Origin of the sequence: Chryseobacterium taeanense (genome assembly GCF_900099685.1) — a bacterium.
GTDB classification, from domain to species: Bacteria; Bacteroidota; Bacteroidia; order Flavobacteriales; family Weeksellaceae; genus Chryseobacterium; species Chryseobacterium taeanense.
This window is the reverse complement of sequence record NZ_FNDW01000003.1, coordinates 142,976-157,584: the sequence shown is the minus strand read 5'-3', so window position 1 is coordinate 157,584 and position 14,609 is coordinate 142,976. Positions and strand designations below refer to the sequence as shown.

Genomic DNA, 14,609 nt, shown 5'->3' with positions numbered 1-14,609 from the left:
ACCGATGAAAAAAATAATAATGCCCATAGGTGCTTTGCTGTTGTCCGGACTGTCGAATGCCCAAAACCAATCCAGTAGCACAGAGAACTATATTTACAGTAAAACCTACCTTGATTACGATGCAGTTACCGGACAGCCTACGAAAACCTCAGAAACCGTTCAATATTTTGACGGCTTGGGCAGACCCAAGCAGGTAGTGAATGTAAAAGCCTCACCACAAGGCAAAGATGTGGTAAACCATATCGAATACGACGGCTTCGGAAGACAGGTAAAAGACTATCTTCCCGTACCACAACAGGGAACACAAAACGGAGCCATTTATACCTCACCATTGAGTAATGCCACCCAACCCGAACTTTACGGTTCAGAGAAGATCTTTGCAGAGAAAATCCTGGAAAACTCTCCGTTAGATAGAATCCTGCAACAAAAACAGGTAGGTACTGCCTGGGATACAAAACCTGTACAGTTTGGTTACGATGTTAACATTGTTGGCGAAGTAAAGAAATATATGGCTACTTTTAATTATAATACTTTTGAGGCAAAAATTACAGCCTCCGGCTTTTACGGAGCTGGACAGCTTTACAAAAATACTGTTACTGACGAAGATAATAATAAAACTGTAGAATTTAAGAATGGTCAGGGTCAGGTTATTTTAGTTAAAAAAATGCTCACCGCAACGGAAAGTGCAGATACCTATTATGTATACAATGATTATGACCAGTTGGCATTTGTTATTTCACCGAATGCCTCGGAAGCGATTAAGAACCTTGCCGTGGGTGAGGAACTTCCTTCGGATGTATTAAATAATCTCTGCTATCAATACAAATACGACGGCAGAAACCGCCTGGTAGAAAAGAAGCTTCCGGGCAAAGGCAGGGAATATATGGTATATGATAAGCAGGACCGGTTGGTTCTTACGCGTGATGCTGTATTGGAAGCCCAGGGCAAATGGCTTTTTACGAAATACGATCAGTTTTCACGACCTATCTATACCGGTATTTTAGACAGTCCACCGGGCAGAGCTCAGCAGGTGGTGGCTGTGGAAGGTTTAGGCTCCAATAATGAAGTGAGAACTACATCAAGCTTCAACAATACAGGAATGGATGTTTATTACACCACCAATTCAGCCTATCCGCAGTATAATTATGTTTTGTTGTCGGTTAATTACTACGACACTTATCCTACTTACAGTTTCAATCCGGCTTTTCCAACAACGATTTTAGGAGAAACTACACTGACTGATACTCCGACCACTGAAGGATTAAGCACCAAAAGCCTTCCTGTAATGAGCCTGGTTAAAAATATTGAAGACGATAACTGGACGAAAAATTACACCTACTACGACAAAAAAGGAAGAACGATCGGAAGTTACTCGATCAACCATTTGGGCGGAAGAACCAAGGTAGAATCCAGGCTTGATTTTGCAGGCGTGGTTCAGCAGAGCATCACACGCCACAAACGACTGGATACCGATACTGATAAAGTCATTACCGAGAACTTCACCTATGATCCTCAGAACAGATTGCTGATGCATACCCATCAGGTGGACAGCAATCCCGTGGAATATTTAGCCCAGAACACGTATAACGAGCTTTCCCAGCTTTCCGGGAAGAAAGTGGGGGGGATATCTTCTTCAAGTCCGCTTCAGGATATCAGCTATAATTACAATATCCGTGGCTGGATGACGAAGATTAATGATCCTGCGAATCTTAATGGTAAACTATTCGGATATAGTATTAAATATGAACAGCCACAGACTACTAACTGGACACCGAGGTACAATGGAAATATTTCCGAAGTTGATTGGCAAACATCTCAGGATGGGACACAGCGCAGATATGTGTATATGTATGATGCTCTTAACCGTCTTACAGGTGGGTATTATCAGGAACCTAATTCGACAGTTATTTGGACTGGCTATTATAACGAATATTATCATTATGACCTAAATGGTAATATAACGACACTTAACAGGTTTTCAAAGCCAAGTTCAGGAACCACCCCTGAGCATATTGACGACTTGGTGTACAATTATACAGGGAATAGGCTGGATAAGATAACCCTTCCTACAGGAGTTATTAATAATCCATCAGGATACAATGCACTACAAAACACCATTAGCTATGATTTGAATGGTAATATGACAATTCATCCGGATAAAGGAATCACTGCAATTACTTATAATTATCTTAATCTTCCCTCGGTGGTTACAAATTCAAGTGGGAGATCCAGCTATAAGGTCGATTATCTTTACAGAGCGGATGGAACTAAAATAAAAAAGTCCTTAAATAGTTTTGTCCAGAGCAAAACAGATTATCTGGATGGTTTCCAGTACTTAACAAGTGGCTCCGATGTTCTATGTGTGGGCTGTCCACGGCCATCACCGGAACTCCAGTTTGTTCCAACGTCGGAGGGGTATTATGATTTTGTGGAAAATAAGTATATTTACAATTATGTAGACCATTTGGGAAATGTACGTGTAAGTTATTTCAACAATGGCAGTGGAATAGAAGTTCTTGAAGAAAACAATTATTATCCTTTTGGGTTGAAGCATGAAGGGTATAATGCATTGGCTGGAAATTCTGCTTATCAGTATGAGTATAACGGTAAAGAACTGCAGACGGAGACGGGAATGTATGATTATGGAGCGAGGTTTTATATGCCGGATATCGGGAGATGGGGTGTTGTGGATCCAAAAGCAGAATTATTAGAAAGTTCATCCCCTTATGTTTATGCTCTTAATAGTCCTATTCTTTATATAGATAAAGACGGTGAACTTCCAATATTAATTAATGGTAGAGTTTCAGAAGGAGATATAGATAGAGCAAGTCCAAGTTATTGGACTCAAGCTATAATCAATACAATAAAAGGTTCTGGAATTCCTAATCCTGGAGGTCAATTTCATTTTGTAGATGGAGATAGATATGCTCAACAAGATTTTTATGGAAACTGGAGTATACAGAAGGGAAATTATTTTTTAGGAAACACACCTGAAAATAGAATACAAGCAGGTAGAATGGCTATGAATAATGCTGAATTCCAAAGTATTTTATCTAAACTTGCAAAAGACCCTAAAACAGGTAAAATCATAGAAAAAATTCAGATATATACTCACAGTAGAGGAGCCGCCTTTGGTCAAGGTTATACAGAACGTTTAGTTCAAATGATAAAAGAAAATGCAGCTTTATTTGCAGATCCTGATAATGAAGTTGAATTCTCATATAATATGGCTCCTCATCAATCTGGAAGGTTGAAAGCTGTTGATGGAGTGGATACCTATACATTAGATCACAATCACGATGGATTATCCGGAAATGATATGAAAGGTGCGAAAGGTGCTTTCAGTTCCAATGAAAGGGTTAAAGGTTTTTTTGGGGCACATGATATATCTTCATTTCAAAAAGATTTAAAAGCATTTACATCAGCGGTTTTACAAGGAGGCACAAATCAACAAATTATTAATAATTTTGTACAAGAAATGAAGAAAAAGTATAATATAACTGTAACTGTTAGTCAATAATTAATATGAAATCACTATTAAAATTTTATCTTTTAAATATATTGTTATTATTGATCTTTATAATTATTTGGTATTTTTCCTGTTTTTTATTAGGATATGCAAGTAATAGTCAAAAGCACCAGTTTAAAATTTGGATGCTTTATTTTACAACTATTCTACTACATTTTATTTTATCTGGAATAATAATAAAAAGAAATTTTAAGGATTTGAGTATTTTTCATTTAATAATAAATGTTTTACTATATGCACTTGCTACAATATATCTCTATAACAATACTTAAGAACCCCGATCTTGCGTATTTGTAATCTGTGACAGTAATAAAGAACCCACTGCAATTGCGGTGGGTTCTAAACTTCGAAAATAACAAGTATATTTACAACTATGTAGACCATTTGGGAAATGTGCGTGTAAGTTATTTCAATAATGGCAGCAGCGTAGAAGTTCTTGAGGAAAACAATTATTATCCGTTTGGGTTGAAGCATGAAGGGTATAATGCATTGGCAGGGAATTCTGCTTATCAGTACAAGTACAACGGAAAAGAACTTCAGGAGACGGGAATGTATGATTATGGAGCAAGGTTTTATATGGCAGACATTGGACGTTGGGGCGTTGTTGATCCTATGGCAGAAAAAATGCGTCGTCATAGTCCTTACAATTATGCATTTAATAATCCTATTCGTTTTATTGATCCTGATGGTAGACAGAATGAAGATATTATTAAAGTTAATTCACAAGGCTACGTTCAATCTATTACTCCTCAAGAAGGTCCCCATGTTGTTGTTGATGAACAGGGAAATCAGTTAAATCTAAATGATCCTGTAGCAGATCAAGAGCAGTTACAAGAGCTTGTTGATTACGCAGGTACAATGACAGATTATGAAGTACAAGATGCAGAAGTCAGATTATTTACGCCTTATTCGGCTCAAGATATGGCAGATGCTTTTAATAAAATTGGCATTGGAAATATAAAAGATAAAGCACAATATCTTCAGGCTTTTGGAGAGCAATCATTCATTATGTTTCCTTGGATGAGTTATATGGGATCTTTAGGTAACGGGGAATTTGATTTCGCTGGAGAGATGGGAGATCTTGTTAGAACTGGTGAAAATTATCCGGCTTTACGTGGAGCTACAAATGTTCCAGAGGATGCAACAGGAGGATTTGTAAAATTTGAAGGAAGCAATACTTTATACAACGTATATGATGGAGGGAATTTTATGACAGGTAAGGCTTTCCAAATGATTGGAGCTCCATTGGATGTATTAAAAAGCGGAGCAGAATTTAATAGTAGATATATATCACGTCAGGGTCCTGATACTTCAACTGATAAGAAAGCATATACTACAGGGTATAATTATAACAGAGTAGGATGGAAAAAATAAGTATTAAAAATTTAGCAATTTTATCTTTTATAATTTTTTTGTTAAATTTTTCAGCATTTATCTTTATAGATATATTAGGATTGATTAGTCCATATTCAGCATTTAATAGAAAATTTAGTTTTTTTGTTTTATTTCCTTTGAATGTAATAGGTATATTAATATCAATTATTGTAATAATTAAGAATAGTTTAAGTAAAGGAAATATTATTAACTCTTTATTATGTATTCCTTTACTAGCATTATTATTTTACTTCTTCTTTCTGAAAGGAGTTTATCTAAAGTGAAATTGTAATATTGTGGATATCTTATCTCGCGGATTTATAATCCGTGAGCAACAATAAATAACCCACCGCAAAGTGCGTTAAAACTTCGAAAATAATAAATATATTTACAATTATACTGACCATTTGGGAAACGTACATGTAAGTTATTTCAATAATGGCAGCAGCGTAGAAGTTCTTGAACAAAACAATTATTATCCTTTTGGGTTGAAGCATGAAGGGTATAATGCATTGGCTGGAAATTCAGCTTATCAGTATAAGTACAACGGAAAGGAGTTGCAGACGGAGACCATTTGGGAAATGTGCGCGTAAGTTATTTACGTAATGGCAGCAGCATAGAAGTTCTTGAAAAAAACAATTGTTAGTAGATTTTTAAAATAATGGAAAATAAAAACACCGAAATAAATGAATTACTTGTAAGATTAAATGAAGAATCACTACAAGACTATAAAATTGTTGATTTTTGGGAAGCTGATACCACAGCAATAGGTATTCAAATAGGAAATAATTTAATATACATATCAACATTTAATTATGAAACAACTCATAAATACAATGTTATTATTGAAAAATATGATACTGGAGAAATAATTGAGCAAGAGAAAGAAATTATATATAATGAACTAATTGAAATGATTCAAAAAATAAAAATATAAATTTTAAATATGCTTCTCAAACGGTTGTCAATGCAAATAAATACATTCGAATTTATAGTAATGTAAGTGGGCATATTATTTTTGAAAAAGTAATGGGATATTAATATTTTTATTGAAAAATGTTAGAGGAAAATATAGATACAGAAAATTTATTTAAACTTTCTTCGGAGTATATAAATAATATACTAAAAGATGAAGAAATTTTGCAAGAATTAAAAGAATCTTGTGAAAATGAGAATATACAATTAATAAATAAGAGTATTTCTTATGTTTTATATGACAAGAATGAACTCTTTAGCAATAATTATAAAATCGAAATGAATATAGAGTGTAAAATTAAAACCATTGGTTCTTATATTTTATATTTAGATAAAGATCAAAATTTTATTGATGAATTTTTTGTTATAAATTAAAGTAAACCTCACCCGCTGGCAAGTTTATAATTTTGAGCAGATAACAAAACCCACCGTAATTACGGTGGGTTTTGTGTTATAAGGCAAAAACATTTTACCTCGAATATCTTTAACAACCACTACAAAAAAAATCAACCACTCAATTAAAGAACCCGAAAAACTTACCTATTTTTGTTTTTAAAGTTAAAACGTATGAAAATGCAGAAGTATCTTCTTTCACTCATGCTTTTGTTGGGGATGTTAAGTTTAAAAGCCCAGCAAAAGACATTTTGTAACCCGGTCAATATTGATTACGGCTATACGCCGTTCGAAGTTTTTTCAAAACAGGGAAAACATCGTGCGACAGCGGATCCGGTGATTGTTAATTTTAAAAATAAACTGTTCCTCTTTTCTACCAATCAGGAAGGATACTGGTACAGCGATGATATGCTCGACTGGAAATTCGTGAAAAGGAAATTCCTGAGAGATAACAAATATATTCACGACCTGAATGCTCCGGCCGTTTGGGCGATGAAGGACACCTTGTATGTTTTCGGATCGACATGGGAGCAGGATTTCCCGATCTGGAAAAGCACCAACCCAACAAAAGATGACTGGAAAATCGCAGTTGACACCCTGAAAGTCGGAGCTTGGGATCCTGCTTTTCATTATGATGAAGATAAAAATAAGCTGTATCTGTATTGGGGTTCCAGCAACGAGTGGCCGCTGTTAGGGACGGAAGTGAAAGTAAAAACACTACAGTCGGAAGGTTTTGTAAAACCGATTGTAAGATTGAAGCCTGAAGATCACGGCTGGGAAAGATTCGGGGAATACAATGACAATGTTTTTCTTCAGCCTTTCGTGGAAGGAGCGTGGATGACCAAGCACAACGGTAAGTATTATATGCAGTATGGTGCTCCGGCAACAGAATTCAGCGGATATTCTGATGGGGTGTATGTGAGTGATAAACCGTTGGAAGGCTTCGAGTATCAACAGCACAATCCTTTTTCATACAAACCGGGAGGTTTTGCCAGGGGAGCAGGACACGGCGCTACTTTTGAAGATAACTATAAAAACTGGTGGCATGTTTCCACGATATTTATTTCCACGAAAAATAATTTTGAAAGACGTTTGGGAATATGGCCTGCAGGATTTGACAAGGATGATGTGATGTATTGCAATACAGCGTATGGTGATTATCCGACTTATCTTCCGCAATACGCACAAGGGAAAGATTTTTCAAAAGGACTTTTTGCAGGATGGATGTTGCTGAATTATAATAAGCCGGTTCAGGTATCATCAACATTAGGAGGTTATCATTCCAATTACGCGGTTGATGAAGATATTAAAACCTACTGGAGCGCTAAAACAGGGAATTCCGGGGAGTGGTTTCAGACGGATTTAGGAGAAGTATCCACCATTAATGCCATTCAGATCAATTATGCGGATCAGGATGTTGAGTTTATGGGAAAAACCTTAGGCAAAATGCATCAGTATAAGATTTACGGCTCCAACGACGGTAAAAAATGGAACATGATTGTTGATAAAAGCAAAAATATGAAAGATGTTCCCCACGATTATGTTGAATTGGAAAAACCGGCCAAAGCAAGATTCCTGAAAATGGAAAATCTGAAAATGCCGACCGGAAAATTTGCCTTAAGCGGTTTCCGGGTTTTCGGAAAAGGAGCGGGGACAGTTCCCGGAAAAGTTCAAAACTTTGTCCCATTGAGAGCAGATCCTAAAAAATATGGAGAAAGAAGAAGCATCTGGATGAAGTGGCAACAAAATGCTGACGCTGACGGATATGTAATTTACTGGGGAAAATCTCCGGAAAAATTATACGGAAGCATCATGGTCTATGGTAAAAATGAATACTTCTTCACCGGGGCCGACAGAACGGATGCCTATTATTTCCAGATTGAAGCTTTTAATGCCAACGGTGTTTCGGAAAGATCGGAAGTTTTTAAATCAGAATAAAATTAAAAATAAGCGCTTTGAATTTTTTCAGAGCGTTTATTTTTTGTCAATATTTTTTAGAAATTCATCGGTTTTTTGGATTAAAAATTTGGCGTTTGAATCTTTTTCCCATCCGAGATGATCTCCGTTAAATTCATAAGATTCATGATAAACATTATTTTTATTTAGAACCGAATCTAAGATTTTCATTTGTGATAAAGGGACAACCTGGTCGTTCATTCCGTAATATGAAAGTGTAGGAGCTGAGGTCGTGCTGATCCAATGAACAGGACTTCCAAAGTTCATTAATGTTGTCTTAGTTCCAACAGTTTTCGGATCGATGAGTTGTTTTTCAACAAAGGTATAATCAACATAGTTTTTAAAACCTGGATCATTGAGATTAGCCGGACCCACAATATTAATAACGGCTTTTACTTTTTTATCTTTATCAAATTTATAAGCATACATCATCGATAAATGTCCACCTGCACTGTTTCCGAGAAGAATATATTTGGGATTAATTTTTAATTTCTTTTCTAAATAATTCATTGCTGTTTTAATGTCATCAGTCTGATCAGGAAGTGCAAAACTTGTAGCTGAAGCCAGCCGATAATCAACATTAACGAAAATCTTCTTTGGAAATTTTTTCATTAAATCAAAAGTAAAACTTGTCAATTGTGATTTTTTCCCGCCTCTCCATCCACCGCCGTGAATAATCATGAAAACGTCATTATCTTTTACCGTACTTTCAGGGATGTAAACATCCATTTTCTGCTCAGTTTCTTTCCCATAAGGAATATTTTTCTCTATTCTGAATGAAATATTATTACCAAAATCAATAGTCTTTTGTTGGCAACTGCTTAATATCAAAAGTAAAACTCCTAAGACAGATAAATATGTTCTCATATTTGGGCTTTTTATGATATCAATGAAGCAAAAATTGTGCTTTAACCAAAGTGTAGAAATAAAATAAAAACTCACCGGAAAACCGATGAGTTACCACAAAAAATAATCTATATGAAGAATGATTGATTTATCTTGTTCTGTTTTTGATAGCGTCAGAAGCACTTTCGATATCTCTTACTTTTTTCACTTTCTGATTTCCGAAATTGTAAGTGATGCTTACGTTTACGCTTCTTCTATACATATCATTTTTAATATAATTGTAATTTCCGTTAGCCTGATAATCTTCAATTTCTACGACATTGGTTCTAAGTACATCATTAAGATTCACAGCAAATGTCCATTCGTTCCAGTTTTTCTTGATGCTAAGGTCAAGGCTCATTAGGTTTTTCAGCATTCCGAGCTCGATCTGTTGTTTGTCAACAAAGAAATAATTAACCCCAAGGAACCACGTTTTCTTCTTGTCTAAACGGATGGTATTATTACTGGTAATAACAAGGCTGGTTGATTTTACATTATTTCGGTACACCAATGGATTTCCGTCTTTGTCTACAAAAGTATCTCCTGTCGTAGGATCCTGTGCCAGCGTTCCGTTGTTGATATTATGTTGAACTCCTGCGTTGAAATTCAGCGTTAAGTATTGTTTAAATAATGACTTTTGAACACCCAGCATGGCAGACATTTCCTGCTTGTCTCCAAAGTTTGTTCTGACGTAACGCAATACATTCTGAGACCCTATCTGGCCATCAATAGATTTTACATAACCCTGTAGAGGTACCTGTGTAATTTGATCTTTCACATAAGTATGGTTCAGGATCAGAAAGTATGAATTTTTATACATATACGTCAGTTCCTGATTGTAAGTGGAAGATGCCTTTACAAAAGGATTATTCTGAGTGTAATTAAAGTCTGTAAGATAATTTCTTACCGGATTAAGTTCCCAGAAACTCGGTCTTCGCATTCTGCTTGAAAATGAATAAGAAATATTATTTTTATCGTTGATGGCATAATTAAAACTCAAATAAGGAAGCAGGTTTTTGTAATTTCTTTCAATACTTTGATGTCTCTGACTTTCAATTTCATTGGTTGGGCTGTCTGCTGTGCCCAGACTGTTCGTAATCTCATATCTTGCTCCTATTTTTCCTGAGAATTTATCTGAAAGTTTCTTTTCAAGTGTCAGGTAAACTCCGTAAATATTTTCATCATATATAAAATGGTTAAAGTCCGGCTTTGGATTAGGATCTGTCCCCAAGTCTTTTAAGCTTCCATCATCATTAAACAGATAGGTGTAATTCTTAGTGTCATTATCAGTTTTTGTTTTATTGAAATTCCCTCCTACGGAAAAAGTAAAATCGTTTTTAAACTTTTGAATATAATCTACCGTTCCTGAAAAGTTATTAATGATTTGCGGAATGTCTTGGGTAATTGTTTTTATTGGAGTTAAGCTTTCATTTAAAGTATTGTTTCTGGAAAACTGGAATCTCTTATAATTCAGATAAGCAGCATTGGCGTTGAATTTACTGCCCAAAGAATCAAGCTTTATTTCATAATTTAAATTAACTGAATTATTATAATTTCTGGCATCTTCTTTATTTTTAGTCCAGCTGTGAATGGTTGTCATTACTCCGGCATTATTTGGCTGTATAAGAGTATTGTATAAATCAATCGTGGAATTATAACTTTTATTAGCCCAAGAGTTCCAAGATAAGGCAAGGTTGCTCTTTTCAGTTAGCTGATAATCAATATTTAAATATCCTCCAAGATTTTTATTCGGATCATCAATATCACCTACAGATTCATTCTGCATTTTATCTGTTCCGTTTCTCAATATGTAGGATTGCGGATTGATATTTTCCCCTCCACTAAGATTTGCATTGATGCCCAGTTTGTCTTTTCTATAATTTACAGAAAAACTTGCATTGCTCGAATTGTATTTGTTCTGAGAGTTAGACATTCTCATGTTTCCACTCGTTCCGTTACTCATTTTTTTCTTTAAAATGATGTTGATAATTCCGTCGGAAGATTCAACCTGATATTCACTTCCCGGAACAGTAATCACTTCAATTTTCTGAATGTTTTCAGCTGGCGTATTTTTAAGGAATTGAGTTAAAGATTCCGCATCCATATTGGTTTTTCTGCCGTTGATGTAGATAAGAGCGTTATTCTTTCCTACAATTTTCAACGTTTTATCATCAGTGGTCGATAATAGGGGAGTCTGTTTCAATAGATCAAAAGTAGTATTTCCTTTTGCGACAGGAGAAGCGGCAACATCGTACACAAAACGGTCACTTTGTTTTTTGAAAACCTGTTTGGTTAAAGTTACCCCTTCAATACTTTTTGTTTTTAAAGTGTCCTGCTTTTTTTCCTGAGCGAAAGAAAGTCCACTGAAAAATATAGCTGCAATAAGAATAGTCGTTTTCATGTTTTATTTTTTTTGAGAGTTTAATAGCTTGTATTTGTTATTATTTAACATTGCAAAGATATATAATAAATTAAGTATCTTGCAATACAAAGTACTTAAAATGTTTTTAAATAATATTTAACTGATTGATTTTCAGTAAATAAAATTTTAATTAAAATTTTAGATTATATTGTCTTTGTTATTATTTAGACAATTCAGGGTGAAATTTTGTTACATCTGATCTTAAAAAAATTAAAAGTCTATAAACAAAACAATTAAAAATGAAGGTGAAATTTTCGATAAAGCACAAAAAAAGGATCTGAAAAAGATCCTGTATATTTTATTCTCTGTCGAAACGGGCGAGCTTTTTATCAATCCAGATGGTGGCAAAAGGGAAAAATGCTGCAATCAATGAAAAGACACTGTCTTCATCATCCCAGACAAATATTTTTCTGATAGCAGGCAAAAATAAAAGATAAAGCGTAAAAAACAATCCGTGAATACTGCCTATCGTACTGATATAGACAATAGGGAAAATGTCTTCAGGATTCGTACGGATCCAGATCATAGCGGTAAAAAGAAAGAACCAGGAAACCGCTTCTGCCAGGCAAATATTTTTAAACCATTTGATTATTTTTTCCTGAGGATATTTTGAAAATAGTTTTTCTAAGAAATTCATAGCTGTTCAATTGATGATTAAGGCATATTCTAGATTAAAGAGTCAGAAGCTTCCGGCATCCATCCTTAAACAGATGCAAATCTACTTATAAAAACTACTACCATCCAAATACTCAAAAACTTCCGGTGGAAGCATCGGTCTTACATTTTTTCCGGTTTTGATCATATTCCGGATTTCCGTTGCAGACAGCTCAATCACAGGTGCTTTGATTAAAGAAATATTTTCGTGCTGCAGATATTCCGAGTCTTTTTTATCTTCCTCAAAAACTCTTGGATAAACGATAATATGATGATTTTTAACTAAAGTTTCAGCATTTTTCCATTTGTGAAGATTCTTCAGATTATCCTCTCCCATGATTAAGCTAAAAGAATAATCCGGGTATTTTTCATGGAGGTAAGTTAAAGTATCAATTGTATAACTTGGCTGAGGTAAAGAAAATTCTACATTGGAAGCACGCATTTTCGGATAATTCTTCACAGCGAGCTGCACCATATCAAGACGGTTATGATCTTTCAGTAAAGATTTCTTTTCTTTGAATGGATTCTGCGGACTTACCACAAACCAAAGTTCATCCATATCCGAATGTTCCAGAATATAGTTGGCAAGAATCAGATGCCCGATATGAATTGGATTGAAAGATCCGAAAAATAAACCTATTTTCTTCATAAATCCTAATCCCTGAATTTCACATCCTTAATATTCAGATAATGCGTCACATTTCCTTTCCAGTGGTTTTCTTCTAAGGTAAAAGCAAGGTCAAAATTTTTAGTTCTGAAATCATCTGCAAATTGCCCCAGCTTAAAACCTACACACTCAATATTTCTCCCGGTAGATTCCTGTCTGATATAAAACTTAATATGATTGTTATCTTTCCCCATCGTTTTAATATATCCGGAAAGCTTTTGATTGGTTAAAGCCAGGATCGGCTTCATATTATGAGGCCCAAATGGAGCAAGTTTTCTGTGAAAATTAATAAATTCCCGGTTGATCTCATCGATCTGGATTTCGGAATCAATCGTGATAGAAGGTTCTTTCTGATGCTCTTTTATTTTTTCGGAAACCACTCTTTCAAATTTTTCCTTAAAAGCATCAAATTTATCTTTCTCCATCGACAGTCCTGCCGCAGCGTGATGTCCCCCGAATTTTAAAAAATATTCAGAACACATATCCAATGCTTCGTGAACATCAAAATCGGAAACAGATCTTGCCGAAGCTACCATTTCACCGTTATTTCCATCCGTAAAAACAAGAGTAGGTTTATAATACGTTTCAATTAATCGTGACGCTACAATTCCGATTACACCTTTATTCCATTCAGGATGGTAAACAATTGTTGTATATTTGGTTTCCTGCTGAGATTCAATGATTTGATTTAAAGCGGAAAGGGTGGAATTCATATCCAGCTCTCGCCTTTCATCATTGAGATCCATGATGTCGCTTACAATTTGGTGGGCATGCTTCAGATTATCGGAAACCATTAATTCAACAGCTGCTTTTCCATGGGAAATTCTTCCTGCAGCGTTGATTTTAGGTGCAATCTCGAAAACAATATTTGAAATTTCAAAATGGGAAAGTTTATCTTCCGGTATTAATAATCTCAGTCCCAGATTTCGCGTTTTACGAAGTATTTTCAGTCCCATTTTAGCCAAAACCCTGTTTTCGCCGGTCATAGAAACGATATCGGCAGCAATGGAAATGGCAAGAAGATCCGTAAGCTCAAATAGCTCGGCTTCAGGAAGTTTATAAATTGTATTTAATCCCTGACAAAGTTTAAAGCCGACACCACATCCGGAAAGTTCCTTGAAAGGATAACGGCAATCGCTTCTCTTCGGATCAAGAACAGCCACAGCATTTGGAATTTCATCGCCAGGTAAATGGTGATCGCAAATGATAAAATCAATTCCCAGATTTTGGGCATAATTAATCATATCCAAGGCCTTTATTCCACAATCCAGGGCAATAATTAATGAAAAGCCATTTTCTTTTGCAAAATCAATTCCTTCCGTGGAAATTCCGTATCCTTCCGAATTTCTGTCGGGAATATAAAAATCAAGATATTTTTTCTGAACAATTTTGCTGAGGTACAGGTACATCAAGGCAACGGCAGTAGTTCCGTCTACGTCGTAATCTCCGTACACCAGTATTTTTTCTCCGTTCTCAATCGCAGTTGCAATACGCTCTACAGCTTTCTGCATATCTGCCATTAAAAACGGGCTGTGGATATCGGTAAGGTTGGGTTTAAAAAATTCTCTGGCCTTTTGATAATTGTCAATTCCTCTAAGAACGAGGAGTTTAGATTCAAAAGTTCCAAAACCAAGAGACGAACTTAATCCATCCACAATTTCTTCATCGGGTTCGGGCTTGTAAATCCATTTTTGACTCATTTCACAAAAATAGGGAAATATATTTTAAGAGAAAAGTTTATTGTTGTAGCTAAA

General features: G+C 35.2%; 9 protein-coding genes and 2 pseudogenes. 6 read left to right on the top strand and 5 right to left on the bottom strand.

The features are described 5' to 3' along the window. The first annotated feature begins 4 nt into the window (after nucleotides 1-4). From BLR30_RS06150 to BLR30_RS06120, 6 genes and pseudogenes are all read left to right on the top strand, one after another. Nucleotides 5-3,520, top strand: a complete 3,516-nt coding sequence (locus tag BLR30_RS06150; protein WP_089856207.1) for a DUF6443 domain-containing protein — start codon at nucleotides 5-7, stop codon at nucleotides 3,518-3,520. Between the two features lie 363 nt (nucleotides 3,521-3,883). Next, nucleotides 3,884-4,222, top strand: a pseudogene (locus BLR30_RS18060) (RHS repeat domain-containing protein); the annotation flags it as partial. A 1,058-nt stretch (nucleotides 4,223-5,280) separates the two neighbouring features. After that, nucleotides 5,281-5,484: pseudogene (locus BLR30_RS06135) on the top strand (hypothetical protein); the annotation flags it as partial. 80 nt (nucleotides 5,485-5,564) lie between these two features. Further along, the gene (locus tag BLR30_RS06130) at nucleotides 5,565-5,840 is read left to right on the top strand and encodes a hypothetical protein (protein ID WP_089856200.1); all 276 of its coding nucleotides are present in this window, start codon (nucleotides 5,565-5,567) and stop codon (nucleotides 5,838-5,840) included. Nucleotides 5,841-5,959: 119 nt separating this feature from the next. Further along, on the top strand, nucleotides 5,960-6,253 hold the full coding sequence (locus tag BLR30_RS06125; RefSeq protein WP_089856198.1) for a hypothetical protein: 294 nt from the start codon (nucleotides 5,960-5,962) through the stop codon (nucleotides 6,251-6,253). A gap of 198 nt (nucleotides 6,254-6,451) precedes the next feature. Next, nucleotides 6,452-8,209: a discoidin domain-containing protein gene (locus BLR30_RS06120; protein ID WP_089856527.1), complete on the top strand. Its 1,758-nt coding sequence runs from the start codon at nucleotides 6,452-6,454 to the stop codon at nucleotides 8,207-8,209. Between the two features lie 36 nt (nucleotides 8,210-8,245). Here the strand turns inward: BLR30_RS06120 and BLR30_RS06115 are convergent, their stop codons facing one another. From BLR30_RS06115 to recJ, 5 genes are all read right to left on the bottom strand, one after another. Next, on the bottom strand, nucleotides 8,246-9,094 hold the full coding sequence (locus tag BLR30_RS06115) for an alpha/beta hydrolase (RefSeq protein WP_089856196.1): 849 nt from the start codon (nucleotides 9,092-9,094) through the stop codon (nucleotides 8,246-8,248). Nucleotides 9,095-9,221: 127 nt separating this feature from the next. Then, nucleotides 9,222-11,513 carry a TonB-dependent receptor domain-containing protein gene (locus BLR30_RS06110; protein ID WP_089856194.1) on the bottom strand — a complete coding sequence of 764 codons (2,292 nt, stop codon included), beginning with the start codon at nucleotides 11,511-11,513 and terminating at the stop codon, nucleotides 9,222-9,224. 319 nt (nucleotides 11,514-11,832) lie between these two features. Next, complete coding sequence (locus tag BLR30_RS06105) at nucleotides 11,833-12,171, bottom strand: DUF3817 domain-containing protein (RefSeq protein WP_089856191.1); 339 nt, start codon at nucleotides 12,169-12,171, stop codon at nucleotides 11,833-11,835. 81 nt (nucleotides 12,172-12,252) lie between these two features. Beyond that, nucleotides 12,253-12,837 carry a nicotinate (nicotinamide) nucleotide adenylyltransferase gene (gene nadD / locus BLR30_RS06100; protein WP_089856188.1) on the bottom strand — a complete coding sequence of 195 codons (585 nt, stop codon included), beginning with the start codon at nucleotides 12,835-12,837 and terminating at the stop codon, nucleotides 12,253-12,255. 5 nt (nucleotides 12,838-12,842) lie between these two features. After that, a complete protein-coding gene (gene recJ, locus BLR30_RS06095; protein ID WP_089856186.1) occupies nucleotides 12,843-14,555 on the bottom strand; it encodes a single-stranded-DNA-specific exonuclease RecJ in 1,713 nt (570 codons plus the stop codon). Nucleotides 14,556-14,609: the final 54 nt, after the last annotated feature.